The sequence below is a fragment of the Escherichia sp. WS568 genome (assembly GCF_046486085.1).
Lineage (GTDB): Bacteria > Pseudomonadota > Gammaproteobacteria > Enterobacterales > Enterobacteriaceae > Escherichia > Escherichia coli.
The window spans coordinates 1-26273 of sequence record NZ_JBJQMC010000006.1; the positions used below are offsets into that span (position 1 = coordinate 1).

The window sequence follows — 26273 nt, forward strand, 5'->3', positions numbered from 1 at the left end:
GAATACGTCTTCGATCGGCAGCAGGAACGGCTTGTCAATCGCACGCTCTGGTTCCGGAATGTAAGAATCCAGGAAGCCAGCCAGTTCCAGGATTTTCGCTTCCCACTCTGCGTCGCCTTCCAGCGCTTTCAGAGCAGAACCACGAACGATCGGAGTGTCGTCGCCCGGGAAATCGTACTGAGACAGAAGTTCACGAACTTCCATTTCAACCAGTTCCAGCAGCTCTTCGTCATCAACCATGTCGCATTTGTTCAGGAACACGATGATGTACGGAACGCCTACCTGACGACCCAGCAGGATGTGCTCACGAGTCTGCGGCATCGGGCCGTCAGTCGCAGCAACTACCAGGATCGCGCCGTCCATCTGAGCAGCACCGGTGATCATGTTTTTAACATAGTCGGCGTGCCCCGGGCAGTCTACGTGTGCGTAGTGACGGGTCGGGGTGTCATATTCAACGTGAGAAGTGTTGATGGTGATACCACGAGCTTTTTCTTCCGGCGCGTTATCGATCTGGTCGAATGCACGAGCAGCACCGCCGTAGGTTTTAGCCAGTACGGTGGTGATTGCAGCGGTCAGAGTAGTTTTACCGTGGTCAACGTGGCCGATAGTACCAACGTTAACGTGCGGTTTTGTACGTTCAAATTTTTCTTTAGACACGGCTATATTCCTTACTATAGTGCTCTCCCCTTCAGGAGAGAGCACGGGACTTTGGTATTAACCCTTAGGCTTATTTACCACGGGCTTCAATTACGGCCTGAGCAACGTTACTCGGCGCTTCATCATACTTCAGGAATTCCATGGTGTATGATGCACGACCTTTGGTCAGAGAACGCAGCTGAGTTGCATATCCGAACATTTCAGACAGCGGTACTTCAGCGTGGATCTTAACGCCAGTAACTTCAGATTCCTGACCTTTGAGCATACCACGACGACGGCTCAAGTCACCGATAACGTCACCGGTGTTCTCTTCCGGAGTTTCTACTTCAACCTTCATGATCGGCTCAAGCAGAACTGGTTTCGCTTTCTTAAAGCCTTCTTTAAAGGCGATAGAAGCAGCCAGTTTAAACGCCAGTTCAGAGGAGTCAACGTCATGGTAAGAACCGAAGTGCAGACGAATACCCATGTCTACTACCGGGTAGCCTGCCAGCGGACCTGCTTTCAGCTGTTCCTGGATACCTTTATCAACGGCCGGGATGTATTCGCCAGGGATTACACCACCTTTAATGTCGTTGATGAACTCGTAGCCTTTCGGGTTTGAACCCGGCTCCAGCGGGTACATGTCGATAACAACATGACCATACTGACCACGACCACCAGACTGTTTCGCGTGTTTACCTTCAACATCGGTAACTTTCTGGCGGATAGTTTCACGGTAAGCAACCTGCGGTTTACCTACGTTCGCTTCAACGTTGAATTCACGCTTCATACGGTCAACGATGATGTCGAGGTGCAGTTCGCCCATACCCGCGATGATGGTCTGGTTAGATTCTTCGTCAGTCCATACACGGAAAGACGGGTCTTCTTTAGCCAGACGGCCCAGAGCCAGACCCATTTTTTCCTGGTCAGCTTTGGTTTTCGGTTCAACTGCGATGGAGATTACCGGCTCAGGGAATTCCATACGTTCCAGAATGATCGGCGCATCCGGGTCACACAGGGTGTCACCAGTGGTTACGTCTTTCAGACCGATTGCAGCAGCGATGTCGCCCGCGCGAACTTCTTTGATCTCTTCACGTTTGTTAGCGTGCATCTGAACGATACGACCGAAACGCTCACGTGCAGCTTTCACGGAGTTCAGTACGGTATCACCAGAGTTAACCACACCGGAGTAAACACGGAAGAAGGTCAGGTTACCAACAAACGGGTCAGTAGCGATTTTGAACGCCAGTGCAGAGAACGGCTCGTCATCACTTGCGTGACGTTCAGCCGGAGTATCTTTACCGTCGTCCAGGATACCGTTGATCGCAGGTACGTCAACCGGGGATGGCAGGTAATCAATTACCGCATCCAGCATCGCCTGAACACCTTTGTTCTTGAACGCAGAACCACAGGTTACCAGGATGATTTCGTTGTTCAGAACGCGCTGACGCAGAGCACCTTTGATTTCTGCTTCAGTCAGTTCTTCACCACCCAGGTATTTTTCCATCAGCTCTTCAGAAGCTTCAGCTGCGGATTCGATCAGGTTCTGGTGCCATTCGTTAGCCAGTTCAACCATGTCTGCCGGGATATCTTCGTATTCGAAGGTTACGCCCTGGTCAGCGTCGTTCCAGTTGATAGCTTTCATTTTCACCAGGTCAACAACACCGGTGAAATGTTCTTCAGCACCAATCGCCAGCTGCAGCGGAACCGGGTTCGCGCCCAGACGGGTTTTGATCTGGTTAACAACTTTCAGGAAGTTCGCACCCATGCGGTCCATTTTGTTAACGAACGCAATGCGCGGAACTTTATATTTGTTTGCCTGACGCCATACGGTTTCAGACTGCGGCTGAACACCACCAACTGCGCAGTAAACCATTACCGCACCATCGAGAACACGCATGGAACGTTCTACTTCGATTGTGAAGTCAACGTGCCCCGGGGTGTCGATGATGTTGATGCGATGCGGCTCATACTGCTTAGCCATACCAGACCAGAATGCAGTAGTCGCAGCGGAAGTGATGGTAATACCACGTTCCTGCTCCTGCTCCATCCAGTCCATGGTTGCAGCGCCGTCATGAACTTCACCGATTTTATGGTTTACACCGGTGTAGAACAGAATACGTTCGGTAGTAGTGGTTTTACCGGCGTCGATGTGCGCACTGATACCGATGTTACGGTAGCGTGCGATGGGTGTTGTACGAGCCATTTGTTTCCTCGTTTATCTTTTAGGCGTTCAATTTAAGTAGCCCAAAGCGGGCTGCTTACTGGAAGCGCCCGCCTGGTGACTAAAACTCCGAAGGGATTACCAACGGTAGTGTGCGAACGCCTTGTTGGCTTCGGCCATACGGTGAACGTCTTCACGTTTCTTAACTGCAGTACCTTTGTTTTCTGCAGCATCAGAAAGTTCGTTCGCCAGGCGCAGAGCCATGGATTTATCACCGCGTTTACGAGCAGCTTCAACGATCCAACGCATTGCCAGAGCATTACGACGAACCGGACGGACTTCAACTGGTACCTGATAAGTAGAACCACCAACGCGGCGAGACTTAACTTCTACAGTCGGGCGCACGTTTTCGAGAGCTACTTCGAATGCTTCCAGTTCAGATTTACCAGAGCGCTGAGCCAGGGTCTCCAGCGCGCTGTATACGATAGATTCAGCAGTAGATTTTTTACCATCTACCATCAGGATATTTACAAATTTAGCCAGCAGTTCTGATCCGAACTTCGGATCCGGCAGAATTTTACGCTGACCAATGACGCGACGACGTGGCATGGAAATACTCCGTTGTTAATTCAGGATTGTCCAAAACTCTACGAGTTTAGTTTGACATTTAAGTTAAAACGTTTGGCCTTACTTAACGGAGAACCATTAAGCCTTAGGACGCTTCACGCCATACTTGGAACGAGCCTGCTTACGGTCTTTAACGCCGGAGCAGTCAAGCGCACCACGTACGGTGTGGTAACGAACACCCGGGAGGTCTTTAACACGACCGCCACGGATCAGGATCACGGAGTGTTCCTGCAGGTTGTGACCTTCACCACCGATGTAGGAAGTCACTTCGAAACCGTTAGTCAGACGAACACGGCATACTTTACGCAGCGCGGAGTTCGGTTTTTTAGGAGTGGTAGTATATACACGAGTACATACGCCACGTTTTTGCGGGCATGCTTCCAGCGCAGGCACGTTGCTTTTCGCAACTTTGCGAGCACGTGGTTTGCGTACCAGCTGGTTAACTGTTGCCATTAAATAGCTCCTGGTTTTAGCTTTTGCTTCGTAAACACGTAATAAAACGTCCTCACACAATATGAGGACGCCGAATTTTAGGGCGATGCCGAAAAGGTGTCAAGAAATATACAACGATCCCGCCATCACCAGGCCATCTGGCTGGAGTGCTTAACCGTAAGTCTGACGAAATCAGTATAGTCAATGGGAATGATGTCGTTCGAAATTCGACCAGTCAAACCGCGGGCAATAAGGTCTTCGTTCAGGGCATAGACCTTAATGGGGGCATTACGCAGACTTTCAAGGTAGCAGTTACCGTCAACTCCGGCAGTTACGCCATCTTGCAATAATAGCAGTTCGTCGCCTTCACTGAGCAGACGCAGCAGCGCAGCAAAATCCGTCAGCCAGGGTGAACGATGTAATGTATGCAGCATAAACGCCTCAAAACCTCAAAATAACATCGTAGTTGGCGAGTTCGCGGCGTAAGGCATCTGCTTCGAGCGGCGTGGCTTCGACAACAAAGGGTGTCTGCGGATCTAACCCGCGTTCGCGCAGTGAAGCCGCACAAACCCAGCACTGTTCAATGTCGTACAGACCCAACAATTTAAAAGTGGCAATGTAATCACGCGCCAGCACTGCATCGGGCTTTTGTCCTGGCAGCAGCTGAAAAACGCCATCAGCTATAAAGAAGACAGCCAGATCGTCAGTTAATGCGGAAGTTGCCAGTAAAGCATCTAAACCTTCCCGGCCTGCAGCTGTACCATGAGGTGCAGTAGAAAAAACAAACGCAATTCGTTTCATCAGAACTGTACCACCCTGTCACAGGTCAGCGAGGCTTCCGCCAGCGCGCCAAGTCCGCTTAAGGTAAATCCCGACTGAAGGTTTGACGAAGCCAGCCCCAGCCTTCCTGCTTCAGTTTCATCGACGATACCGCGGCGTAACGCTGCCGCTACGCAGATATTCAGCGCCACACCATGTTGCGCATTCAACTGTTGCCAGCCGCGCACAAGGTCAAATTCATCGCTTGCCGGTGAGGTCAATTGGTTAGCGTTATAGACCCCTTCCCGATAGAAAAAGACGCAGCTTAACTCATGGCCTTCGGCTATCAGTGCCTGCGCAAACTGAAAAGCACTACTCGCCTGTTGCGTACCGTATGCTGGCCCGGTCACCACGATGGCAAAACGCATTACTTATCTTGCCCCTGGAAATCACCGCTCTTGAACTGGCGGATGTAGAGATAGACAGTGTGTTTGGAGATGTTCAGGCGGTCAGCAACCTGGTTGATCGCATCTTTAATATCGAAGATCCCTTTCTCGTAGAGATTCAGCACGATCTGACGATTTTTGGCGTTATTAGAAACATTGCGATCGGCATTCACTTCTTCGATGGTGAACTCCAGCGTTTGGGTAACCAGATCTTCAACAGAAGAGGCAAAGTTGACGCTTGAACCGACATCCGGGGTTTCTGGCGGCACAAAGGTGCTCATAATCTGCGAGAAGGGAACATCAAGATTCATATTGATGCACAGCAGACCAATTACACGCTGTTCGCGGTTACGAATCGCGATAGTCAGGGACTTCATTAATACGCCGCTTTTGGCGCGAGTAAAGTAGCATTTAGAAACGCTGCTATCCGCTCCCGTCATATCGTGCAGCATACGTAGCGCCAGGTCAGTAATTGGCGAACCAATCTTCCGGCCTGTATGTTCACCGTTAGCAATGCGAATGGCTGAACATTTTAGATCCTGCAAAGAGTGCAAAACGATTTCACAGTGGGAGCCAATAAGCATCGCTAACCCGTCCACCACCGCTTCGTAGGATTTCAGAATATCAAAATCGGTCTGGTCGAAAGGACGTTGATCCAGTAAATCCAACTCACTGGTTTCGTTGGTTAAAAGCGACCTGGACATGAAAAAAAACACTCCTTTTCAGGAGCCTGTCGTTAACTTTTCAGGGCAGGCTCATTAATGATGCGGGTAACTAAATTAATACAGCGGAGGTTCCGCTTTCCAGCACTAATTATATCCGGCCTGTAATAAAAAAACCGCCGCCTGGTCAGGCGGCGGTTCTTAATGCTTATTTTTTAGCAGAATCTGCGGCTTTCGCATCAGCTTCCGGCTTTGCATCAGCCTTCGGCGCTGGTTTCACATCCAGCAGCTCTACGTCAAACACCAGGGTAGAATTCGGTGGGATCCCCGGAACACCCGCTTTGCCGTAAGCCAGTTCTGGTGGAATAACCAGTTTGATCTTACCGCCTTTCTTGATGTTCTTCAGACCTTCTGTCCAACCCGGAATAACACCGTCCAGACGGAAAGAGAGCGGTTCACCACGGGTGTAAGAGTTGTCGAACTCTTTTCCGTCGATCAGCGTACCCTTGTAGTTCACGACAACAGTATCGCTGTCTTTCGGTGCTTCGCCTTTACCGGCTTCTACTACCTGATAAACCAGACCAGTTGAAGAGGTTTTCACACCTTTCTCTTTGGCAAATTTCTCGCGGTACTCTTTACCTTTCGCTTCGTTATCTGCCGCGTCTTTTTCCATCTTCGCCTGAGCAGAAGACTTCACGCGAGCTTCGAATGCTTGCAGAGTCTGTTCGATCTCTTGGTCGGAAAGTTTGCTCTTATCAGCAAATGCATCCTGAACACCAGCGATCAGCTGATCTTTATCCAGTTTGATGCCCAGTTTTTCTTGTTCTTTAAGAGAGTTTTCCATGTAACGACCCAGCGAAGCACCCAGTGCATAAGCTGATTTCTGATCGTCATTTTTGAACGCTGCTTTGCTGTCAGCAGTTGTAGCAGGTTTTGCAGCTTCAGCAGCAAAAGTGATTGGTGCATGCAGGGCAACGGCCATTGTGGTCGCCAGCAGCGTTACTTTAAACAGTGATTTCATCCATATCTCCAGGATCGGGGCATCTCACCCCAGGGTTAACTATTATCAGAAGGGTACTATAAAGCGTTGTCGAACAAATCTACATACAGACACGCCCTATTATCATCTATTTTCAGACTCTTTTTGTTTAAATTAGTTTCGATGACCGCGAAATGAGTGCTGTCTCGGGCGGCAAAGTTAAGTAGAATCCGCGGCAACCATTCGACAAAAGAGGTGAATCATGCAGGATTTATCATTGGAAGCACGCCTGGCAGAGCTGGAGAGCCGACTGGCTTTTCAGGAAATCACCATTGAAGAACTGAACGTCACGGTGACCGCTCATGAAATGGAGATGGCGAAACTGCGCGATCATCTGCGTCTGCTGACCGAGAAGCTAAAAGCCAGCCAGCCGTCGAACATCGCGTCGCAGGCTGAAGAAACGCCACCGCCACATTATTGAGGCGTAAAAAAAGCGGGGATTCCCCCGCTTTTTTGTCACTTTTTCGGTATTAGTGGCAACCGCAACCGCCGTTACCTTTACCGCCGCAGCAGCCTTCGCCACCGTGTTCATGACCGTGATCGTGGCCATGACCGCCGCAGCAACCGTCGTGGTCGTGATCGTGGTGATGATCGTGCGCGCCGTGAACGTGACCATGAGCCAGTTCTTCTTCGGTCGCTTCGCGAATCGCCACAACTTCAACGTTGAATTTCAGGTTCTGACCAGCCAGCATGTGGTTACCATCAACCACTACGTGATCGTCTTCAACCGCAGTGATTTCAACCGGTACCGGACCCTGGTCGGTTTCAGCCAGGAAACGCATACCTACCTGCAGTTCATCAACGCCCATAAATACGTCTTTAGGAACGCGTTGCACCAGGTTTTCGTCGTACTGACCGTAAGCGTCGTTCGCGCCAACAGCGACATCAAATTTGTCGCCAACTTCGTGACCTTCCAGCGCCGTTTCCAGGCCAGAGATCAGGGAACCGTGACCATGCAGGTAGTCCAGCGGCGCACTCACCGGAGACTCATCAACCAACACACCGTCTTCTGTACGTACCTGATAGGCCAGGCTGACCACCAGGTCTTTTGCTACTTTCATGATATCTCCTGAGCATGGGAAGAATAGTGGCGCAGATTGTAGCGGAATTCTGCAGCCGTGTACTCACTAGCTTAAAAAAACTCGGCGCATATCGCTAGTCCGGATGAAAAATCCCGATCACTTGCTCATCTTTGCGAACGTGATCGCGGGCTTCTTTGTCTGCTTCTCGCATCTGATGTCCGCACTTAACACATTCAACAATATCAATATTATTTTCGCGCCACATCGCCATTGAATCCTGCGCCTGACAGGCCGGGCATTTTGCCCCCGCAATAAAACGTTTTCGGATTGCCATCTTTACCCTCTACTCAAATTCATCCCAGCCGTCCAGCTGGCGTCGTTCTTGTTGCATTTCACGCTGGAAAATCTCTTCCAGTTCGCGTCGGGCTTCCCTGGCGCGAGAAATTTGTACGGTATCGGCATGCATTGGGATGAGCTCTCGCAGCATCCGCATATCCAGGCGGCGAAAATGCAGTTGCGCCCGCTGTGCCTGATGCGGATGCATGCCAAGCGTGACCAGCGTCTTGCGCCCCAGCTCTAACGCACTGGAGAATGTTTCACGGGAAAACTGCGTCACCCCTGCCTGTAATAACTCATGCGCTTCCACACGTCCGCGCGCTCGCGCAAGAATATGCAAATGCGGAAAGTGCTGCTGGCATATTTCCACCAGTTTCATGGTGTCTTCCGGCTCGTTACAGGTAATGACGATAGACTCAGCGGCCTCTGCACCCGCAGAACGTAAAAGATCTACCTGCGTGGCGTCGCCGTAATAAACTTTGTAGCCATATTTGCGCATCAGGTTAACGGCACTGATATCCCGCTCCAGTACAGTAATGCGCATTTTATTTGCCATCAGCAAACGACCAATCACCTGACCAAAACGCCCAAAGCCCACGACAATGACCTGGGGTTTATCATCGTTGACCCATGGTTTTTCGTCTTCTTCTTCCGGTCCGTTAAACTGGCGGGATAGCCATTTATCTACCAGCTTCATCAGCAGCGGCGTGGTCATCATGGAAAGCGTCACCGTCACCAGCAACAGCGCCATCTGGTCGCCCTGGAATAAGCGTTGTGAAGAAGCGGTAGAAAAGAGGACAAAGGCAAACTCACCGCCCTGACTCAACACGCCAGCAAACTGCATCCGCTCTGAGCTACGCACGCCATACAATCGCGCCAGCAGATACAGCACGAGAATTTTCACCGCCACCAGCACAACCACACTTATCACTACCCACAACAGATGGGTATAAAGCACCCCGAGGTTGAGTGACATGCCGACAGAGATAAAGAACAAACCGAGCAGCAAGCCTTTGAAGGGATCGATAGCCGTTTCCAGTTCATGGCGATATTCACTTTCCGCCAGTAGCACACCCGCAATAAACGTACCGAGCGCCATCGACAACCCCAGCGCATCCATAAACAATGCGGAACCCAACACCAGCAGCAGCGTCGCGGCGGTGAACACTTCCCGCACACCAGAAGCTGCAATAAAACGGAATACCGGACGCAGTAAATAGCGCCCGCCAATCAGCATGCCGACAAACGCCAGCACCTTCATGCCGATCTTCATCCAGTCGAAATGTTCGTCTGCCGAACCCGCCAACAACGGCACTAACGCCAGTGCCGGGATCACCGCCAGATCCTGAAACAGCAGTACCGAGAAACCTAACTGGCCGGATTCGCTGCGATTCATCCTTTTATCACGCATCAATTGCAACGCCATTGCAGTTGAAGACATCGCAAGGCCAATGCCACCGACCACCGCCGCCTGCCATGAGAAATGGGTCAGCATCAATAATCCCGCCAGCAACGCCGCGCTTAACAGCACCTGTGCCGCGCCTACGCCAAAAATCGAACGCCGCAATTGCCAAAGCTTGGAGGGATTCAACTCCAGGCCGATGATAAACATCAGGAACACCACGCCGAGTTCCGAAAAGTGGAGGATCTCATCGACGTCGCTAATAAAACCCAGCCCCCACGGGCCAATTGCAATCCCTGCCAGCAAATATCCCAACACAGCGCCAATACCCAGCCGCGATGCCAGCGGCACCGCAGCCACCGCCGCGAAGAGAAACAACACTCCTGCGAGTAAAAAATCGGAACCTTCCATCAGCGGCCTCCTGGAGACAGCGGATTTGCCAGCCAGTCACCGTAGGCTCTGGCGTGACTCGCCAGCTCCTGTGCGCTTTGCCGTCTCGCCCAGTAAATAATGATGGGACTCAACCAATGCATCCGGCACATGCCCGCCGCCAGTTCAAAGGGGCGCAGCACATCGCTCATCGGGTAGCGATTCAGCGCGTCATAACGGTAAGCACTTTCCGGCTCGCCGGTGGTAATCACGCTACGCCAGTACTTTCCCGCCAGTTGGTTTCCCCCCGGTCCGCTGGCAAAACCACGGCTTAATACCCGGTCCAGCCACTCTTTCAGTAGCGCCGGGCAGCTATAGGTATAAAGAGGATGCTGAAAGACAATCACCTCGTGCTCGCGCAGTAATGCCTGCTCACGAGGGATATCAATAAAAAAGTCGGGATAGTGCGCATAAAGGTCGTGCACGGTAACATTGCTGAGCTGCGTGGCCGGTTTAAGCAGTACCCGGTTTGCCACCGAGTCCTGAGATTCCGGATGGGCATACAGCAGCAAAACTTTCGCTGGCTGAGACATCATCCCCCTCCCGGTATGGTTTTTGTGTATAGTCGCTGTTTTGGGCTACCATTGCGCCCGGTGCGGCAGCTCGCCCATACATTACATTATCATAATGATAAGTTAACATAGTCTGAACATACGGCGCCTTATGATTGTTTTCTCCTCGTTACAAATTCGTCGCGGCGTGCGCGTCCTGCTGGATAATGCCACCGCCACCATCAACCCCGGGCAGAAAGTCGGCCTGGTGGGTAAAAACGGCTGTGGTAAATCTACCCTGCTGGCATTGCTGAAAAATGAAATCAGCGCCGACGGCGGCAGCTACACCTTTCCGGGAAGCTGGCAACTGGCGTGGGTGAATCAGGAAACACCAGCGTTACCGCAAGCGGCGCTGGAATATGTCATTGACGGCGACCGTGAATATCGTCAACTGGAAGCGCAGCTATACGACGCCAACGAACGTAACGACGGTCACGCCATTGCGACCATTCATGGCAAGCTGGATGCTATCGACGCATGGAGTATTCGCTCCCGCGCCGCCAGCCTGCTGCACGGCCTCGGTTTCAGCAACGAACAACTGGAGCGTCCGGTAAGTGATTTCTCCGGTGGCTGGCGTATGCGCCTTAACCTTGCTCAGGCGCTGATTTGCCGTTCAGACTTGCTGCTGCTCGACGAACCGACTAACCACCTCGATCTCGATGCCGTTATCTGGCTGGAAAAATGGCTGAAGAGCTATCAGGGCACGCTGATCCTGATCTCTCACGACCGCGACTTCCTCGATCCGATCGTCGATAAAATCATTCATATCGAACAACAAAGCATGTTCGAGTACACCGGTAACTACAGCTCATTTGAAGTGCAGCGCGCCACCCGTCTGGCGCAGCAACAGGCGATGTATGAAAGCCAGCAGGAACGCGTGGCGCATCTGCAAAGTTATATCGACCGTTTCCGTGCCAAAGCCACCAAAGCGAAGCAGGCCCAGAGCCGCATTAAGATGCTCGAGCGTATGGAGCTGATTGCCCCCGCACACGTCGACAACCCGTTCCGCTTTAGCTTCCGCGCGCCGGAAAGCCTGCCAAATCCGTTACTGAAGATGGAAAAAGTCAGTGCGGGCTATGGTGATCGCATTATTCTCGACTCGATTAAACTGAATCTGGTCCCCGGCTCGCGCATTGGTCTGTTAGGCCGCAACGGCGCGGGTAAATCGACATTAATCAAACTGTTAGCCGGCGAACTTGCGCCAGTCAGCGGTGAAATTGGTCTGGCAAAAGGGATCAAGCTCGGTTACTTCGCCCAGCATCAACTGGAATACCTGCGCGCCGACGAATCGCCTATTCAACATCTGGCACGTTTAGCGCCGCAGGAGCTGGAGCAAAAACTGCGTGACTACCTCGGCGGCTTTGGTTTCCAGGGCGATAAAGTAACCGAAGAAACACGCCGCTTCTCCGGTGGGGAAAAAGCCCGCCTGGTGCTGGCATTAATTGTCTGGCAGCGTCCGAATCTGCTGCTGCTCGACGAACCGACCAACCACCTTGACCTCGACATGCGTCAGGCACTCACCGAAGCATTAATCGAGTTCGAAGGTGCGCTGGTTGTCGTCTCGCACGACCGTCATTTGCTGCGTTCCACCACTGACGATCTCTACCTGGTTCACGATCGTAAAGTCGAACCGTTCGACGGCGATCTGGAAGATTATCAACAGTGGTTGAGCGACGTACAAAAGCAGGAAAACCAGACCGACGAAGCGCCAAAAGAGAACGCGAACAGCGCCCAGGCACGTAAAGATCAGAAGCGTCGGGAAGCGGAGCTGCGTGCGCAAACCCAGCCACTGCGTAAAGAGATTGCCCGTCTGGAAAAAGAGATGGAGAAGCTGAACGCGCAACTGGCGCAGGCGGAAGAGAAACTCGGCGACAGCGAACTGTATGATCAGAGCCGTAAAGCGGAGTTGACCGCCTGCCTGCAACAGCAAGCCAGCGCCAAATCCGGCCTGGAAGAGTGCGAAATGGCGTGGCTGGAAGCCCAGGAGCAGCTTGAGCAGATGCTGCTGGAAGGCCAAAGCAACTGATGGCGCAGATAACGACGACCGATGCCAATGAATTCAGCAGCAGTGCTGAATTCACCCCTATGCGCGGCTTTAGCAATTGTCATCTGCAAACCATGCTGCCGCGTCTGTTTCGTCGCAAGGTGAAATTCACCCCGTACTGGCAGCGGCTGGAGTTGCCCGACGGCGATTTTGTCGATCTCGCATGGAGTGAAGACCCTGCCCAGGCGAACCATAAACCGCGTTTAGTGGTGTTTCACGGGCTGGAGGGCAGCCTCAATAGCCCTTACGCCCACGGTCTGGTCGAGGCGGCGCAAAAACGCGGCTGGCTGGGCGTGGTGATGCATTTTCGCGGATGCAGCGGTGAACCAAACCGTATGCACCGCATTTACCATTCGGGCGAAACCGAAGACGCCAGCTGGTTTTTACGCTGGCTGCAGCGCGAATTTGGACATGCGCCAACGGCTGCCGTCGGCTATTCGCTCGGCGGTAATATGCTCGCCTGTTTGCTGGCAAAAGAAGGTAATAACCTCCCGATTGATGCAGCGGTAATTGTCTCCGCGCCATTTATGCTGGAAGCCTGTAGTTATCATATGGAAAAGGGCTTTTCCCGCGTTTATCAGCGTTACTTGCTGAACCTGTTAAAAGCCAATGCTGCGCGCAAACTGGCAGCCTATCCCGGTACGCTGCCGATTAATCTCGCACAGTTAAAATCGGTACGTCGCATCCGTGAATTTGACGATCTGATCACCGCCAGAATTCACGGCTACGCTGACGCTATCGACTATTATCGTCAGTGTAGCGCCATGCCGATGCTGAACCAGATCGCCAAACCGACGCTGATTATTCACGCCAAAGACGATCCGTTTATGGATCATCAGGTGATCCCGAAACCGGAAAGTCTCCCCCCGCAGGTGGAGTATCAACTGACTGAACATGGCGGTCATGTTGGCTTTATTGGCGGTACGTTACTTCATCCGCAAATGTGGCTGGAGTCACGCATTCCTGACTGGTTAACAACGTATCTGGAGGCGAAATCATGTTGATTCCGTGGCAAGACCTCTCCCCCGAAACGCTGGAAAATTTAATTGAAAGCTTTGTGTTACGTGAAGGCACCGATTATGGTGAACATGAGCGTACACTTGAACAGAAAGTCGCCGACGTCAAACGCCAGCTACAGTGCGGAGAAGCGGTGCTGGTATGGTCGGAGCTGCACGAAACGGTCAATATCATGCCGCGCAGTCAGTTTCGCGAATAACCTGCAACCGTCGGCGGACGAGATAATAATGATAGCTAAGTCATGGAGTTACTATGTCTGCCAAACATCCGGTCATTGCGGTAACAGGATCCAGCGGCGCGGGGACCACCACCACCAGCCTCGCGTTTCGTAAAATATTCGCGCAGTTAAATCTGCATGCAGCCGAGGTGGAAGGTGACAGTTTTCACCGTTACACCCGCCCGGAAATGGACATGGCGATCCGCAAAGCGCGCGACGCCGGGCGGCATATCAGCTACTTCGGCCCCGAAGCGAACGACTTCGGCCTGCTGGAACAAACCTTCATTGAATACGGTCAGAGCGGCAAAGGGAAATCTCGCAAATATCTGCATACCTACGACGAAGCCGTACCGTGGAATCAGGTACCGGGGACATTCACCCCATGGCAACCTTTACCGGAACCCACTGATGTACTGTTTTATGAAGGTTTACACGGCGGCGTCGTCACGCCACAGCATAACGTTGCGCAGCATGTGGATTTACTGGTCGGCGTGGTGCCTATCGTTAACCTTGAGTGGATTCAAAAATTGATCCGCGACACCAGCGAGCGCGGGCACTCACGAGAAGCAGTGATGGACTCAGTAGTGCGCTCAATGGAAGACTATATCAACTACATCACACCGCAGTTTTCCCGCACCCATCTTAACTTCCAGCGCGTTCCCACCGTCGACACCTCAAACCCGTTCGCGGCAAAAGGTATCCCGTCGCTGGATGAAAGCTTTGTGGTGATCCATTTTCGTAATCTGGAAGGGATCGATTTCCCCTGGCTGCTGGCGATGTTGCAGGGCTCATTCATTTCCCACATCAATACGTTAGTGGTGCCCGGCGGCAAAATGGGTCTGGCAATGGAATTAATTATGCTGCCGCTGGTGCAACGATTGATGGAAGGAAAGAAAATCGAGTAACTCTGCTATTACGCCGGATAAAATACTATCCGGCTTCACAACGGGATAGTTAAATCACGCGGCAACCACTTCATACGAGTGAGTAATATTCACCGCTTTTTCCAGCATCAACGCCACTGAACAATATTTCTCAGCAGAGAGATCAACCGCACGCGCAACCGCTGCGTCTTTCAGGTCGCGACCGGTGACGATAAAATGCAGATTAATGTGCGTAAACAGGCGTGGTGCCTCTTCGCGGCGTTCAGAGGTCAATTTTACTTCACAATCGACCACATCCTGACGCCCTTTTTGCAGGATAGAAACCACATCGATGGCACTGCAACCCCCCGCCGCCATCAACACCATTTCCATCGGACTTGGTGCTTTATCGCCTGAGTTGCCGTCCATTAAAATCTGGTGACCAGAGGCGGATTCGCCCAGAAAAGTTAACCCTTCGACCCACTTCACTCGCGCTTGCATTTTTGCTACTCCACTGCGTCAATTTTCCTGACAGAGTACGCGTACTAACCAAATCGCGCAACGGAAGGCGACCTGGGTCATGCTGAAGCGAGACACCAGGAGACACAAAGCGAAAGCTATGCTAAAACAGTCAGGATGCTACAGTAATACATTGATGTACTGCATGTATGCAAAGGACGTCACATTACCGTGCAGTACAGTTGATAGCCCCTTCCCAGGTAGCGGGAAGCATATTTCGGCAATCCAGAGACAGCGGCGTTATCTGGCTCTGGAGAAAGCTTATAACAGAGGATAACCGCGCATGGTGCTTGGCAAACCGCAAACAGACCCGACTCTCGAATGGTTCTTGTCTCATTGCCACATTCATAAGTACCCATCCAAGAGCACGCTTATTCACCAGGGTGAAAAAGCGGAAACGCTGTACTACATCGTTAAAGGCTCTGTGGCAGTGCTGATCAAAGACGAAGAGGGTAAAGAAATGATCCTCTCCTATCTGAATCAGGGTGATTTTATTGGCGAACTGGGCCTGTTTGAAGAGGGCCAGGAACGTAGCGCATGGGTACGTGCGAAAACCGCCTGTGAAGTGGCTGAAATTTCGTACAAAAAATTTCGCCAATTGATTCAGGTAAACCCGGACATTCTGATGCGTCTGTCTGCACAGATGGCGCGTCGTCTGCAAGTCACTTCAGAGAAAGTGGGCAACCTGGCGTTCCTCGACGTGACGGGCCGCATTGCACAGACTCTGCTGAATCTGGCAAAACAACCGGATGCTATGACTCACCCGGACGGTATGCAAATCAAAATTACCCGTCAGGAAATCGGTCAGATTGTCGGCTGTTCTCGTGAAACCGTGGGACGCATTCTGAAGATGCTGGAAGATCAGAACCTGATCTCCGCACACGGTAAAACCATCGTCGTTTACGGCACTCGTTAATCCCGTCGGAGTGGCGCGTTACCTGGTAGCGCGCCATTTTGTTTCCCCCGATGTGGCGCAGACTGATTTATCACCCCGATATTAACTATGCACTGCGACAAACGCTGGTGCTATGTTTGCCCGTGGCCGTTGGGTTAATGCTTGGCGAATTACGATTCGGTCTGCTCTTCTCCCTCGTTCCTGCCTGTTGCAATATTGCGGGCCTTGATACGCCTCATAAACGTTTTTTCAAACGCTTAATCATTGGTGCGTCGCTGTTTGCCACCTGTAGCTTGCTGACACAGGTGCTACTGGCAAAAGATGTTCCCCTGCCCTTTTTGCTGACCGGATTAACGCTGGTACTTGGCGTCACTGCTGAGCTGGGGCCATTGCACGCAAAATTGCTTCCCGCATCGCTGCTCGCCGCCATTTTTACCCTCAGTCTGGCGGGATACATGCCGGTCTGGGAACCGTTGCTCATCTATGCGCTGGGCACTTTGTGGTACGGATTGTTTAACTGGTTTTGGTTCTGGATCTGGCGCGAACAACCGCTACGCGAGTCACTAAGTCTGCTGTACCGTGAACTGGCAGATTACTGTGAAGCCAAATACAGCCTGCTTACCCAGCACACCGACCCTGAAAAAGCGCTGCCGCCGCTGCTGGTGCGCCAGCAAAAAGCGGTCGATTTAATTACCCAGTGCTATCAGCAAATGCATATGCTTTCCGCGCAAAATAATACCGATTACAAGCGGATGCTGCGTATTTTCCAGGAGGCGCTGGATTTGCAGGAACATATTTCGGTCAGTTTGCATCAGCCGGAAGAGGTGCAAAAGCTGGTCGAGCGTAGCCATGCGGAAGAAGTTATCCGCTGGAATGCGCAAACCGTCGCCGCTCGCCTGCGCGTGCTGGCTGATGACATTCTTTACCATCGCCTGCCGACGCGTTTTACGATGGAAAAGCAAATTGGCGCACTGGAAAAAATCGCCCGCCAACACCCGGATAATCCGGTTGGGCAATTCTGCTACTGGCATTTCAGCCGCATTGCCCGCGTGCTGCGCACCCAAAAACCGCTCTATGCCCGTGACTTACTGGCCGATAAACAGCGGCGAATGCCGTTACTTCCGGCGCTGAAAAGTTATTTGTCACTAAAGTCTCCGGCGCTACGCAATGCCGGACGACTCAGTGTGATGTTAAGCGTTGCCAGCCTGATGGGCACCGCGCTGCATCTGCCGAAGTCGTACTGGATCCTGATGACGGTATTGCTGGTGACGCAAAATGGCTATGGCGCAACCCGTCTGAGGATTGTGAATCGCTCCGTGGGAACCGTGGTCGGGTTAATCATTGCGGGCGTGGCGCTGCACTTTAAAATTCCCGAAGGTTACACCCTGACCTTGATGCTGATTACCACCCTTGCCAGCTACCTGATATTGCGCAAAAACTACGGCTGGGCGACGGTCGGTTTTACCATTACCGCAGTGTATACCCTGCAACTGTTGTGGCTGAACGGTGAGCAGTACATCCTTCCGCGTCTTATCGATACCATTATTGGTTGTTTAATTGCTTTCGGCGGTACTGTCTGGCTGTGGCCGCAGTGGCAGAGCGGGTTATTGCGTAAGAACGCCCATGACGCTTTAGAAGCCTATCAGGACGCGATTCGCTTGATTCTGAGCGAGGACCCGCAACCAACGCCACTGGCCTGGCAGCGAATGCGGGTGAATCAGGCGCATAACACTCTGTATAACTCATTGAATCAGGCGATGCAGGAACCGGCATTCAACAGCCATTATCTGGCAGATATGAAACTGTGGGTAACGCACAGTCAGTTTATAGTTGAACATATCAATGCCATGACCACGCTGGCACGGGAACACCGGGCATTGCCACCTGAACTGGCGCAAGAATATTTACAGTCTTGTGAAATCGCCATTCAGCGTTGTCAGCAGCGACTGGAGTATGACGAACCGGGTAGTTCTGGCGATGCCAATATCATGGATGCGCCGGAGATGCAGCCGCACGAAGGCGCGGCAGGTACGCTGGAGCAGCATTTACAGCGGGTTATTGGTCATCTGAACACCATGCACACCATTTCGTCGATGGCATGGCGTCAGCGACCGCATCACGGGATTTGGCTGAGTCGCAAGTTGCGGGATTCGAAGGCGTAATGCAGGCTAAACCATCGGATACAGCGTTCACGCCGCATCCGACATCTTTTGCCTGATGCGTCTTATTTACCCCCAATCACCTTCGCCACCGCGTGGGCGAAACGATGCATCCCTTCATCGATATCCGCATCTTCCACCACCAGCGACGGCGCAAAACGCATCACATCAGGCCCGGCATTCAGCACCATTACGCCTTCCTCTGCACCCGCATACAGGAAATCACGCGCCTGACCTTTGTACTGTGGTTTCAGCTCTGCGCCAATCAATAGCCCCATACCGCGAATATCGCTAAACACATCGTACTGCTGATCGATCTTCTGCAAATGGTCAACAAAACGCTGACGTTTCGCCTGAATGCCTTCCAGCACTTCAGGGGTATTGATGATATCAAACGCCGCCCCCGCTACTGCACAGGCCAGAGGATTACCGCCGTAGGTGGAACCGTGAGAACCAGGATGAAATGCAGAAGCAATTTCCGCCGTGGTCAGCATGGCGCTAATCGGGAAGCCGCCGCCTAACGCTTTCGCAGAGGTCAGAATATCCGGCGTCACGCCGTAGTGCATGTAAGCAAACAAATCGCCGGTCCGCCCCATCCCGCACTGCACTTCATCAAATACCAATAATGCCTGATGTTGATCGCACAGCTCGCGCAAGCCCTGCAAAAACTCTGGCGTCGCTGCCGTCACGCCGCCCTCGCCCTGGATCGGCTCAACCACCACCGCACAGGTGTGATCATCCATCACCGCTTTCACTGCGTGGAGATCGTTAAAGGGAACGTGGATGATGTCTGCCGGTTTTGGCCCAAAGCCATCGGAATATTTTGGTTGCCCGCCCACCGAGACGGTAAACAGCGAGCGACCATGAAAAGCGTTATGGAAGGCGATAATTTTGGTTTTGAACGGGCTATGACGCACACAGGCGTAATGGCGTGCCAGTTTAAAGGCAGTTTCGTTAGCTTCCGTGCCGGAGTTCATAAACACCACGCGTTCGGCAAACGTTGCCTCAATCAGTTTACGGCCAAGACGCAGCGCCGGCTCATTGGTGAAAACGTTACTGATATGCCACAGAGTTTCGCCCTGGGTTTTTAACGCGTTCACCAGCGCAGGATGGCAATGGCCCAACGCCGTAACTGCAATGCCACCCGCGAAATCGACATACTCCTTGCCTTGCTGATCCCAGATTCGGCTGCCCTGACCTTTTACCGGAATAAACTCTGCCGGAGCATAAATCGGCAGGATCACTTCATCGAAAGTCGCGCGTGTAATTGCTGTTTGTTCAATTGCCATCTCATGATCACCCTCTTACGCATAAATCAATGTGAAATTATAATCACAAAATATGCATAAAAAATCACTTAATAGCAATCAGAAATCAGCGATGCAGGAAATTAGCCAGCAGTTGATGTCCTTGTTCGCTAAGAATACTTTCTGGATGGAACTGCACACCTTCCAGATCCCACTGGCGATGGCGAATCCCCATAATCTCGCGGGTTTCGCTCCAGGCCGTCACGTCAAAGCACGCTGGTAATGAGTCAGGTTCCACCACCAGCGAATGGTAGCGTGTCACGGTAAGTGGATTTGCCAGCCCCCGAAATACGCCCTCACCGTTATGTGTTATCGGCGAGGTTTTGCCGTGCATGACCTTTGCGGTGCGCACAACTTTACCGCCAAATGCCTGCGCCATTGCCTGATGACCGAGGCAGACGCCAAGAATCGGCAAGCGCCCGGCATAGTGGCGAATAACGTCAAGGGAGATCCCGGCTTCATCTGGCGTACAGGGGCCGGGTGAGATGACAATTTTTTGTGGTTTAAGGGCGTCGATATCCGCCAGCGTCAACGCATCGTTGCGCTTAACCAGCACATCCGCCCCCAGTTCACAAAAGTACTGGTAGAGGTTCCAGGTAAAAGAATCGTAGTTATCTATAAGCAGGATCATGGCGGCTCCGGTACGAAAGAACCGCGCTATTTTACTCAGATTCCCCGGCTTCGCTTACCACTTTGCTAAATATCGTCTGCAGCGCGGTGAGATCCCCCATTGCCCCACTCTGATTTGCCTGATTCCAGGCCTCTTTTTCGATACCCTGCCAGCTCAGTTGATATCCGGCATGAATCGCCAGTTGCTCGAAGAAGATCCGCTGTGCCAGACCACTTCCCACCCGGAAGGGATGCAGCACGTTGATTTCACAATAGTAATGCGCCAGCCGCTCGACGAACTTCGCTTTCTCCAGGCCAACCAGATAACCTTCTTCCTCCAGATCCTGCATCAGGGCATTGCCCTCTTTTTCGATATAAGCAAAGTGGCAGAACGGCGTATCGCCCTGATAAATATCAACTTCACGCAGTTGCCCCGCCCAGTCGAAAATATCCTGATACAGCTGGCGATGGATAGTGCGCAAATGCGGTAAACCGCGCACCAGCGGACCAAGCTCAATGGTCGCAGCACGCAGCGCCGTCATTTCGTAAGCGGCCTGTTCCAGCCGCTGCTGCTGGTGGATGTTCAGCCGGTTACGCATGATATCAAGGCCAGGATAAAGATACGGATCGCGCCCTTCGCCGAATTTATCGCTCATAGTGCCTCCTCAGCGCTTCAAGGCGCGCTAAAGCCTCTGTGGCAGTAAGAGTGACTAAAGGCATCTCGACGCCTTCAAGACGGCGACTGGCCTGGAAATTACGATTACGCTGAAGCTCCCAGAGACGGGACTTTTGCTTATCGGTGAGTTTCTTCACTTGATGCCTCCCTGAACGTGTCCATTTGCCACAAGTATAAGCGGCAAATCCGGGTTACGCCGGGAGAGCAGAAGCGCGGGCAAGATTGCCCGCGCGAGAAATCATTACGGCAGCACTTTAGCGGAAAGGATAACTACCGGTTTTGACGGCACATTCTGGTACGGACCAACGTCATGAGTCGGCACCTGGGAAATCTTATCGGCAACGTCCATGCCTTTCACCACTTTACCAAATACCGCGTAACCGAAATCACGCTGACCGTGGTCAAGGAAGGCGTTATCGGCAACGTTGATAAAGAACTGGCTGGTGGCGCTGTCTTTGTCAGCGGTACGCGCCATCGCGATGGTGCCACGCGTGTTGCGCAGGCCGTTATCTGCTTCATTTTTGATTGGCGGGTTTGGTTTTTTCTGCTGCATCTGCTCGGTGAAACCGCCGCCCTGAATCATAAAGCCAGGAATGACGCGGTGAAAGGTCGTGTTGTTATAAAAACCACTGTTCACATAATCGACAAAGTTTTGCACAGACACTGGCGCTTTTTGTTTATCCAGCTCCAGTTCGATGTTACCAGCTGAGGTTGTCAACAATACGTGCGGGTCCCCTTTCGCTGCCATTGCTGCGGGAGAAAGAGCAGAAAGAGCGAAAACAGCAGCCATCGCCGCCAGGGTCGATTTGAACATGAGATTTCCTTAACAAACAGAGCAGAAAAAAAGCAAGTGAAGAGATTCTAAATAGCCTTCAAGAACAAGGCCATCCCTTTACCTAATTTTACGTATCTGAAATATATGTAACCTGACGATCACTTTTTATTCTGTGATCAAAATCACCTCTTAAAATGCAATTTAGCAACCGATTGCAATAAAACATTTAAACAGATCACAAAATCACCTAAAATCGCCCGCTCGCGGCATATCCCGCTATGCCATTTTATTTTTGAACGCAGGCCAATCATGACTAACAGCAATCGCATCAAGCTCACATGGATTAGCTTTCTCTCCTACGCACTGACCGGTGCGTTGGTTATTGTCACCGGGATGGTGATGGGAAATATCGCCGATTATTTCAATCTGCCTGTTTCCAGTATGAGTAATACCTTCACCTTCCTCAACGCCGGCATTTTAATCTCTATCTTCCTCAACGCCTGGCTGATGGAAATCGTCCCGTTGAAAACGCAGTTACGTTTTGGCTTTCTCCTGATGGTGCTGGCGGTTGCCGGTTTGATGTTCAGCCACAGCCTGGCACTGTTCTCGGCGGCGATGTTCATTCTCGGGGTGGTCAGCGGCATCACCATGTCGATTGGTACATTCCTGGTAACACAAATGTATGAAGGACGTCAGCGCGGTTCACGCCTGTTATTTACCGACTCCTTCTTCAGTATGGCCGGGATGATTTTCCCAATGATCGCCGCGTTTCTGCTGGCGCGCAGCATTGAGTGGTACTGGGTTTATGCCTGCATCGGGCTGGTGTACGTCGCTATCTTTATTCTGACCTTCGGCTGTGAGTTCCCGGCGCTGGGTAAACATGCGCCAAAAACGGACGCTCCGGTAGCGAAAGAAAAATGGGGGATCGGCGTGCTGTTTCTCTCCATTGCGGCACTGTGCTACATCCTCGGTCAGTTAGGTTTTATCTCCTGGGTGCCTGAGTATGCCAAAGGCCTGGGCATGAGCCTGAACGACGCGGGCACGCTGGTGAGTAACTTCTGGATGTCATACATGGTCGGCATGTGGGCGTTCAGCTTTATTCTTCGCTTCTTTGATTTGCAACGCATTCTGACCGTACTGGCTGGTCTGGCTGCGATTCTGATGTACGTCTTTAACACCGGAACACCGGCACATATGGCGTGGTCAATTCTCGCCCTGGGCTTCTTCTCCAGCGCGATCTATACCACCATCATCACTTTGGGTTCACAGCAGACCAAAGTACCGTCGCCAAAACTGGTTAACTTTGTCCTGACCTGCGGGACCATCGGTACTATGTTGACCTTTGTGGTTACCGGCCCGATTGTTGAACATAGCGGTCCGCAGGCGGCGCTGCTGACGGCAAACGGTCTGTACGCTGTCGTCTTTGTGATGTGCTTCCTGTTAGGTTTCGTCAGCCGTCACCGTCAGCATAACACCCTGACCTCTCATTAATTGCTCATGCCGGGCGGCACTATCGTCGTCCGGCCTTTTCCTCTCTTACCGCGCTACGTACATCTATTTCTATAAACCCGCTCAATTTGTCTGTTTTTTGTACAAACATGAAATGTCAGACAATTCCGTGACTTAAGAAAATTTATACAAATCAGCAATATACCCCTTAAGGAGTATATAAAGGTGAATTTGATTTACATCAATAAGCGGGGTTGCTGAATCGTTAAGGTAGGCGGTAATAGAAAAGAAATCGAGGCAAAAATGAGCAAAGTCAGACTCGCAATTATCGGTAACGGTATGGTCGGCCATCGCTTTATCGAAGATCTTCTTGATAAATCTGATGCGGCCAACTTTGATATTACCGTTTTCTGTGAAGAACCGCGCATCGCTTATGACCGCGTACACCTCTCGTCTTACTTCTCTCACCACACCGCCGAAGAGCTGTCGCTGGTGCGCGAAGGCTTCTACGAGAAACACGGCATCAAAGTTCTGGTCGGTGAACGCGCTATCACCATCAACCGTCAGGAGAAGGTGATTCACTCCAGCGCCGGACGTACCGTTTTTTATGACAAGCTGATCATGGCAACCGGTTCCTACCCGTGGATCCCGCCAATCAAAGGTTCTGATACTCAGGACTGCTTTGTCTATCGCACCATTGAAGACCTCAACGCCATTGAATCCTGTGCCCGTCGCAGCAAACGCGGTGCCGTTGTTGGTGGCGGCCTGTTAGGTCTGGAAGCCGCTGGCGCGCTGAAAAACTTAGGTATTGAAACCCACGTTATCGAATTTGCCCCTATGCTGATGGCGGAACAGCTTGATCAGATGGGTGGCGAGCAGCTGCGTCGCAAAATCGAAAGTATGGGCGTGCGCGTTCACACCAGCAAAAACACCCTTGAGATTGTGCAGGAAGGTGTCGAAGCGCGTAAAACCATGCGTTTTGCCGACGGTAGCGAGCTGGAAGTCGACTTTATCGTCTTCTCAACCGGTATCCGTCCGCGCGATAAGCTGGCAACCCAGTGTGGTCTGGACGTTGCTCCGCGTGGGGGTATTGTCATCAATGATTCCTGCCAGACTTCCGATCCGGATATCTACGCCATCGGTGAATGCGCAAGCTGGAACAACCGTGTATTTGGTCTGGTAGCACCAGGCTACAAAATGGCGCAGGTCGCCGTTGACCATATTCTTGGTAGCGAAAACGCCTTTGAAGGTGCTGACCTTAGCGCTAAGCTGAAACTGCTGGGCGTAGACGTAGGCGGTATTGGTGATGCGCATGGTCGCACGCCTGGCGCACGTAGCTACGTTTACCTCGACGAAAGCAAAGAGATCTACAAACGCCTGATTGTCAGCGAAGACAACAAAACCCTGCTCGGTGCGGTACTGGTGGGCGATACCAGCGACTACGGCAACCTGCTGCAACTGGTGCTGAACGCTATCGAACTGCCGGAAAACCCGGATTCTCTGATTCTGCCGGCGCACTCAGGTAGCGGTAAGCCGTCTATCGGTGTTGATAAACTGCCGGACAGCGCGCAAATCTGCTCCTGCTTCGACGTCACCAAAGGCGATCTGATTGCAGCTATCAACAAAGGCTGCCACACCGTTGCGGCGCTGAAAGCTGAAACCAAAGCGGGTACTGGCTGCGGTGGCTGTATCCCGCTGGTCACTCAGGTACTGAACGCGGAACTGGCGAAACAGGGCATCGAAGTTAACAACAACCTGTGCGAACACTTTGCTTATTCGCGTCAGGAACTGTTCCATTTGATCCGCGTTGAAGGCATTAAAACCTTCGAAGAACTGCTGGCGAAACACGGCAAAGGCTACGGTTGTGAAGTTTGTAAACCGACCGTCGGTTCGCTGCTGGCCTCCTGCTGGAACGAATACATTCTGAAGCCGGAACATACTCCGCTGCAGGATTCAAACGACAACTTCCTCGCTAACATCCAGAAAGACGGCACCTACTCGGTGATCCCGCGTTCTCCGGGCGGTGAAATCACCCCGGAAGGGCTGATGGCAGTAGGTCGTATCGCGCGTGAATTTAATCTCTACACCAAAATCACCGGCTCTCAGCGCCTGGCGATGTTTGGCGCACAGAAAGACGATCTGCCGGAAATCTGGCGTCAGCTGATTGAAGCCGGCTTCGAAACCGGTCATGCCTATGCGAAAGCACTGCGTATGGCGAAAACCTGCGTGGGTAGCACCTGGTGCCGCTACGGCGTTGGCGACAGCGTCGGCCTCGGCGTGGAACTGGAAAACCGCTACAAAGGCATCCGTACGCCGCACAAAATGAAGTTCGGTGTCTCTGGCTGTACCCGTGAATGTTCAGAAGCTCAGGGTAAAGACGTGGGTATCATCGCCACCGAAAAAGGCTGGAACCTGTATGTTTGCGGTAACGGCGGCATGAAACCGCGTCATGCGGATCTGCTGGCAGCGGATATCGATCGCGAAACGCTGATTAAATATCTTGACCGCTTCATGATGTTCTACATCCGTACTGCCGACAAACTGACGCGTACCGCGCCGTGGTTAGAAAACCTCGAAGGTGGCATCGATTACCTGAAAGCGGTGATCATTGACGACAAACTGGGGCTGAACGCACATCTGGAAGAAGAGATGGCGCGCCTGCGTGAAGCGGTAGTGTGTGAGTGGACTGAAACGGTCAATACACCGTCCGCGCAGACTCGCTTCAAACACTTCATCAACAGCGACAAGCGTGACCCGAACGTGCAGATGGTGCCAGAGCGCGAACAGCACCGTCCGGCAACGCCGTATGAACGTATCCCGGTAACTCTGGTGGAGGACAACGCATGAGCCAGTGGAAAGACATCTGCAAAATCGATGACATCCTGCCTGAAACCGGCGTCTGCGCGCTGTTAGGTGACGAGCAGGTAGCAATTTTCCGCCCGTATCACAGCGACCAGGTGTTTGCGATCAGCAACATCGACCCGTTCTTCGAGTCCAGCGTGCTGTCACGCGGGCTGATTGCGGAACACCAGGGCGAGCTGTGGGTCGCCAGCCCGCTGAAAAAACAGCGTTTTCGCTTAAGCGACGGCTTGTGCATGGAAGACGAACAGTTTTCCGTCAAGCATTACGACGCGCGAGTGAAAGACGGCGTGGTGCAGCTACGCGGTTAATGTTTTAACGGGAGGCACAATGCCTCCCCTTTTTGCATGGTCCTGTAATAACCTTGGTATATTGCAGG

29 protein-coding genes are annotated in these 26273 nt (G+C 52.2%); 10 read left to right on the forward strand and 19 right to left on the reverse strand.

What is annotated here, in order from left to right; genetic code table 11:
- The 9 genes from ACJHWR_RS08440 to fkpA form a co-directional block, all read right to left on the reverse strand.
- A partial coding sequence (locus ACJHWR_RS08440) for a GTP-binding protein (protein ID WP_038346973.1) occupies positions 1 to 657 on the reverse strand: 657 nt, incomplete at its 3' end.
- 70 nt (positions 658 to 727) lie between these two features.
- Positions 728 to 2842: an elongation factor G gene (fusA, locus tag ACJHWR_RS08445; RefSeq protein ID WP_000124700.1), complete on the reverse strand. Its 2115-nt coding sequence runs from the start codon at positions 2840 to 2842 to the stop codon at positions 728 to 730.
- Between the two features lie 96 nt (positions 2843 to 2938).
- On the reverse strand, positions 2939 to 3409 hold the full coding sequence (gene rpsG, locus ACJHWR_RS08450; RefSeq protein ID WP_001138043.1) for a 30S ribosomal protein S7: 471 nt from the start codon (positions 3407 to 3409) through the stop codon (positions 2939 to 2941).
- 96 nt (positions 3410 to 3505) lie between these two features.
- Positions 3506 to 3880, reverse strand: coding sequence for a 30S ribosomal protein S12 (gene rpsL, locus ACJHWR_RS08455; protein ID WP_000246815.1), 375 nt, complete (start codon positions 3878 to 3880; stop codon positions 3506 to 3508).
- A 125-nt stretch (positions 3881 to 4005) separates the two neighbouring features.
- The gene (gene tusB, locus ACJHWR_RS08460) at positions 4006 to 4293 is read right to left on the reverse strand and encodes a sulfurtransferase complex subunit TusB (protein ID WP_000903385.1); all 288 of its coding nucleotides are present in this window, start codon (positions 4291 to 4293) and stop codon (positions 4006 to 4008) included.
- A gap of 7 nt (positions 4294 to 4300) precedes the next feature.
- Positions 4301 to 4660 carry a sulfurtransferase complex subunit TusC gene (gene tusC / locus ACJHWR_RS08465; protein ID WP_000820714.1) on the reverse strand — a complete coding sequence of 120 codons (360 nt, stop codon included), beginning with the start codon at positions 4658 to 4660 and terminating at the stop codon, positions 4301 to 4303.
- Positions 4660 to 5046, reverse strand: a complete 387-nt coding sequence (gene tusD, locus ACJHWR_RS08470) for a sulfurtransferase complex subunit TusD (RefSeq protein WP_001209685.1) — start codon at positions 5044 to 5046, stop codon at positions 4660 to 4662. Before tusD ends, tusC begins: the two co-directional genes overlap by 1 nt.
- Positions 5046 to 5768 (reverse strand): transcriptional regulator, encoded by a 723-nt coding sequence (locus ACJHWR_RS08475; RefSeq protein ID WP_000091466.1) that lies wholly within the window; start codon positions 5766 to 5768, stop codon positions 5046 to 5048. The genes tusD and ACJHWR_RS08475 overlap by 1 nt, the downstream gene beginning before the upstream one ends.
- Positions 5769 to 5934: 166 nt before the next feature.
- Positions 5935 to 6747: an FKBP-type peptidyl-prolyl cis-trans isomerase gene (gene fkpA, locus ACJHWR_RS08480; RefSeq protein ID WP_000838261.1), complete on the reverse strand. Its 813-nt coding sequence runs from the start codon at positions 6745 to 6747 to the stop codon at positions 5935 to 5937.
- Between the two features lie 220 nt (positions 6748 to 6967).
- Here fkpA and ACJHWR_RS08485 point away from each other — a divergent pair, with 220 nt between their 5' ends.
- The gene (locus tag ACJHWR_RS08485; protein ID WP_001153615.1) at positions 6968 to 7186 is read left to right on the forward strand and encodes a protein SlyX; all 219 of its coding nucleotides are present in this window, start codon (positions 6968 to 6970) and stop codon (positions 7184 to 7186) included.
- A gap of 49 nt (positions 7187 to 7235) precedes the next feature.
- On the opposite strand, the gene slyD is transcribed toward ACJHWR_RS08485, so the two are convergent.
- The 4 genes from slyD to kefG all read right to left on the reverse strand — a co-directional run bounded on the left by slyD (position 7236) and on the right by kefG (position 10487).
- Positions 7236 to 7826 (reverse strand): peptidylprolyl isomerase, encoded by a 591-nt coding sequence (slyD, locus tag ACJHWR_RS08490; protein ID WP_000861334.1) that lies wholly within the window; start codon positions 7824 to 7826, stop codon positions 7236 to 7238.
- 94 nt (positions 7827 to 7920) lie between these two features.
- Entirely contained in the window at positions 7921 to 8121 is a 201-nt protein-coding gene (locus tag ACJHWR_RS08495; protein ID WP_001007730.1) for a YheV family putative zinc ribbon protein, read from the reverse strand.
- 9 nt (positions 8122 to 8130) lie between these two features.
- Positions 8131 to 9936, reverse strand: coding sequence for a glutathione-regulated potassium-efflux system protein KefB (gene kefB / locus ACJHWR_RS08500; protein ID WP_000399156.1), 1806 nt, complete (start codon positions 9934 to 9936; stop codon positions 8131 to 8133).
- Positions 9936 to 10487 carry a glutathione-regulated potassium-efflux system ancillary protein KefG gene (kefG, locus tag ACJHWR_RS08505; protein WP_001297514.1) on the reverse strand — a complete coding sequence of 184 codons (552 nt, stop codon included), beginning with the start codon at positions 10485 to 10487 and terminating at the stop codon, positions 9936 to 9938. The genes kefB and kefG overlap by 1 nt, the downstream gene beginning before the upstream one ends.
- Before the next feature lie 130 nt (positions 10488 to 10617).
- On the opposite strand from kefG, the gene ACJHWR_RS08510 reads away from it, so the two are divergent.
- From ACJHWR_RS08510 to ACJHWR_RS08525, 4 genes are read left to right on the forward strand one after another with little or no spacing between them, the layout of a single operon-like run.
- Positions 10618 to 12531, forward strand: coding sequence for an ABC transporter ATP-binding protein (locus ACJHWR_RS08510; protein ID WP_000634832.1), 1914 nt, complete (start codon positions 10618 to 10620; stop codon positions 12529 to 12531).
- On the forward strand, positions 12531 to 13553 hold the full coding sequence (locus ACJHWR_RS08515; protein ID WP_000057383.1) for a hydrolase: 1023 nt from the start codon (positions 12531 to 12533) through the stop codon (positions 13551 to 13553). The genes ACJHWR_RS08510 and ACJHWR_RS08515 overlap by 1 nt, the downstream gene beginning before the upstream one ends.
- Positions 13547 to 13765, forward strand: coding sequence for a YheU family protein (locus ACJHWR_RS08520; protein ID WP_000907085.1), 219 nt, complete (start codon positions 13547 to 13549; stop codon positions 13763 to 13765). The genes ACJHWR_RS08515 and ACJHWR_RS08520 overlap by 7 nt, the downstream gene beginning before the upstream one ends.
- A 53-nt stretch (positions 13766 to 13818) precedes the next feature.
- On the forward strand, positions 13819 to 14688 hold the full coding sequence (locus ACJHWR_RS08525; protein WP_001274680.1) for a phosphoribulokinase: 870 nt from the start codon (positions 13819 to 13821) through the stop codon (positions 14686 to 14688).
- 54 nt (positions 14689 to 14742) lie between these two features.
- Here the strand turns inward: ACJHWR_RS08525 and ACJHWR_RS08530 are convergent, their stop codons facing one another.
- Positions 14743 to 15147 (reverse strand): OsmC family protein, encoded by a 405-nt coding sequence (locus tag ACJHWR_RS08530; protein WP_001148908.1) that lies wholly within the window; start codon positions 15145 to 15147, stop codon positions 14743 to 14745.
- Positions 15148 to 15448: 301 nt separating this feature from the next.
- Here ACJHWR_RS08530 and crp point away from each other — a divergent pair, with 301 nt between their 5' ends.
- Both crp and ACJHWR_RS08540 read left to right on the forward strand, forming a co-directional pair.
- A complete protein-coding gene (gene crp, locus ACJHWR_RS08535; RefSeq protein ID WP_000242755.1) occupies positions 15449 to 16081 on the forward strand; it encodes a cAMP-activated global transcriptional regulator CRP in 633 nt (210 codons plus the stop codon).
- A gap of 50 nt (positions 16082 to 16131) precedes the next feature.
- Positions 16132 to 18222 (forward strand): YccS/YhfK family putative transporter, encoded by a 2091-nt coding sequence (locus ACJHWR_RS08540; RefSeq protein ID WP_001296470.1) that lies wholly within the window; start codon positions 16132 to 16134, stop codon positions 18220 to 18222.
- A 62-nt stretch (positions 18223 to 18284) separates the two neighbouring features.
- Here the strand turns inward: ACJHWR_RS08540 and argD are convergent, their stop codons facing one another.
- The 5 genes from argD to ppiA form a co-directional block, all read right to left on the reverse strand.
- A complete protein-coding gene (gene argD / locus ACJHWR_RS08545) occupies positions 18285 to 19508 on the reverse strand; it encodes a bifunctional acetylornithine/succinyldiaminopimelate transaminase (protein WP_000963789.1) in 1224 nt (407 codons plus the stop codon).
- 85 nt (positions 19509 to 19593) lie between these two features.
- Entirely contained in the window at positions 19594 to 20157 is a 564-nt protein-coding gene (pabA, locus tag ACJHWR_RS08550) for an aminodeoxychorismate synthase component 2 (protein ID WP_000601860.1), read from the reverse strand.
- A gap of 31 nt (positions 20158 to 20188) precedes the next feature.
- A complete protein-coding gene (locus ACJHWR_RS08555; RefSeq protein ID WP_001280625.1) occupies positions 20189 to 20791 on the reverse strand; it encodes a putative adenosine monophosphate-protein transferase Fic in 603 nt (200 codons plus the stop codon).
- The gene (locus ACJHWR_RS08560; protein ID WP_000736865.1) at positions 20781 to 20948 is read right to left on the reverse strand and encodes a YhfG family protein; all 168 of its coding nucleotides are present in this window, start codon (positions 20946 to 20948) and stop codon (positions 20781 to 20783) included. The genes ACJHWR_RS08555 and ACJHWR_RS08560 overlap by 11 nt, the downstream gene beginning before the upstream one ends.
- 104 nt (positions 20949 to 21052) lie before the next feature.
- A complete protein-coding gene (gene ppiA, locus ACJHWR_RS08565) occupies positions 21053 to 21625 on the reverse strand; it encodes a peptidylprolyl isomerase A (protein ID WP_000477225.1) in 573 nt (190 codons plus the stop codon).
- A gap of 270 nt (positions 21626 to 21895) precedes the next feature.
- Between ppiA and tsgA the strand changes: the two genes are divergently transcribed.
- The 3 genes from tsgA (at position 21896) to nirD (ending at position 26205) form a co-directional block, all read left to right on the forward strand.
- Complete coding sequence (tsgA, locus tag ACJHWR_RS08570; protein WP_000185242.1) at positions 21896 to 23077, forward strand: MFS transporter TsgA; 1182 nt, start codon at positions 21896 to 21898, stop codon at positions 23075 to 23077.
- Positions 23078 to 23338: 261 nt separating this feature from the next.
- Positions 23339 to 25882, forward strand: a complete 2544-nt coding sequence (gene nirB / locus ACJHWR_RS08575) for an NADPH-nitrite reductase large subunit (RefSeq protein WP_000049213.1) — start codon at positions 23339 to 23341, stop codon at positions 25880 to 25882.
- The gene (gene nirD / locus ACJHWR_RS08580; RefSeq protein WP_000084762.1) at positions 25879 to 26205 is read left to right on the forward strand and encodes a nitrite reductase small subunit NirD; all 327 of its coding nucleotides are present in this window, start codon (positions 25879 to 25881) and stop codon (positions 26203 to 26205) included. The genes nirB and nirD overlap by 4 nt, the downstream gene beginning before the upstream one ends.
- Positions 26206 to 26273 lie beyond the last annotated feature (68 nt).

What these genes read in the sequence shown, in the direction of transcription:
- fusA (WP_000124700.1), bottom strand. Translation starts at nt 2,842, where the DNA reads ATGGCTCGTACAACACCCATCGCACGCTACCGTAACATCGGTATCAGT.
- rpsG (WP_001138043.1), bottom strand. Translation starts at nt 3,409, where the DNA reads ATGCCACGTCGTCGCGTCATTGGTCAGCGTAAAATTCTGCCGGATCCG.
- rpsL (WP_000246815.1), bottom strand. Translation starts at nt 3,880, where the DNA reads ATGGCAACAGTTAACCAGCTGGTACGCAAACCACGTGCTCGCAAAGTT.
- tusB (WP_000903385.1), bottom strand. Translation starts at nt 4,293, where the DNA reads ATGCTGCATACATTACATCGTTCACCCTGGCTGACGGATTTTGCTGCG.
- tusC (WP_000820714.1), bottom strand. Translation starts at nt 4,660, where the DNA reads ATGAAACGAATTGCGTTTGTTTTTTCTACTGCACCTCATGGTACAGCT.
- tusD (WP_001209685.1), bottom strand. Translation starts at nt 5,046, where the DNA reads ATGCGTTTTGCCATCGTGGTGACCGGGCCAGCATACGGTACGCAACAG.
- ACJHWR_RS08475 (WP_000091466.1), bottom strand. Translation starts at nt 5,768, where the DNA reads ATGTCCAGGTCGCTTTTAACCAACGAAACCAGTGAGTTGGATTTACTG.
- fkpA (WP_000838261.1), bottom strand. Translation starts at nt 6,747, where the DNA reads ATGAAATCACTGTTTAAAGTAACGCTGCTGGCGACCACAATGGCCGTT.
- ACJHWR_RS08485 (WP_001153615.1), top strand. Translation starts at nt 6,968, where the DNA reads ATGCAGGATTTATCATTGGAAGCACGCCTGGCAGAGCTGGAGAGCCGA.
- slyD (WP_000861334.1), bottom strand. Translation starts at nt 7,826, where the DNA reads ATGAAAGTAGCAAAAGACCTGGTGGTCAGCCTGGCCTATCAGGTACGT.
- ACJHWR_RS08495 (WP_001007730.1), bottom strand. Translation starts at nt 8,121, where the DNA reads ATGGCAATCCGAAAACGTTTTATTGCGGGGGCAAAATGCCCGGCCTGT.
- kefB (WP_000399156.1), bottom strand. Translation starts at nt 9,936, where the DNA reads ATGGAAGGTTCCGATTTTTTACTCGCAGGAGTGTTGTTTCTCTTCGCG.
- kefG (WP_001297514.1), bottom strand. Translation starts at nt 10,487, where the DNA reads ATGTCTCAGCCAGCGAAAGTTTTGCTGCTGTATGCCCATCCGGAATCT.
- ACJHWR_RS08510 (WP_000634832.1), top strand. Translation starts at nt 10,618, where the DNA reads ATGATTGTTTTCTCCTCGTTACAAATTCGTCGCGGCGTGCGCGTCCTG.
- ACJHWR_RS08515 (WP_000057383.1), top strand. Translation starts at nt 12,531, where the DNA reads ATGGCGCAGATAACGACGACCGATGCCAATGAATTCAGCAGCAGTGCT.
- ACJHWR_RS08520 (WP_000907085.1), top strand. Translation starts at nt 13,547, where the DNA reads ATGTTGATTCCGTGGCAAGACCTCTCCCCCGAAACGCTGGAAAATTTA.
- ACJHWR_RS08525 (WP_001274680.1), top strand. Translation starts at nt 13,819, where the DNA reads ATGTCTGCCAAACATCCGGTCATTGCGGTAACAGGATCCAGCGGCGCG.
- ACJHWR_RS08530 (WP_001148908.1), bottom strand. Translation starts at nt 15,147, where the DNA reads ATGCAAGCGCGAGTGAAGTGGGTCGAAGGGTTAACTTTTCTGGGCGAA.
- crp (WP_000242755.1), top strand. Translation starts at nt 15,449, where the DNA reads ATGGTGCTTGGCAAACCGCAAACAGACCCGACTCTCGAATGGTTCTTG.
- ACJHWR_RS08540 (WP_001296470.1), top strand. Translation starts at nt 16,132, where the DNA reads ATGTGGCGCAGACTGATTTATCACCCCGATATTAACTATGCACTGCGA.
- argD (WP_000963789.1), bottom strand. Translation starts at nt 19,508, where the DNA reads ATGGCAATTGAACAAACAGCAATTACACGCGCGACTTTCGATGAAGTG.
- pabA (WP_000601860.1), bottom strand. Translation starts at nt 20,157, where the DNA reads ATGATCCTGCTTATAGATAACTACGATTCTTTTACCTGGAACCTCTAC.
- ACJHWR_RS08555 (WP_001280625.1), bottom strand. Translation starts at nt 20,791, where the DNA reads ATGAGCGATAAATTCGGCGAAGGGCGCGATCCGTATCTTTATCCTGGC.
- ppiA (WP_000477225.1), bottom strand. Translation starts at nt 21,625, where the DNA reads ATGTTCAAATCGACCCTGGCGGCGATGGCTGCTGTTTTCGCTCTTTCT.
- tsgA (WP_000185242.1), top strand. Translation starts at nt 21,896, where the DNA reads ATGACTAACAGCAATCGCATCAAGCTCACATGGATTAGCTTTCTCTCC.
- nirB (WP_000049213.1), top strand. Translation starts at nt 23,339, where the DNA reads ATGAGCAAAGTCAGACTCGCAATTATCGGTAACGGTATGGTCGGCCAT.
- nirD (WP_000084762.1), top strand. Translation starts at nt 25,879, where the DNA reads ATGAGCCAGTGGAAAGACATCTGCAAAATCGATGACATCCTGCCTGAA.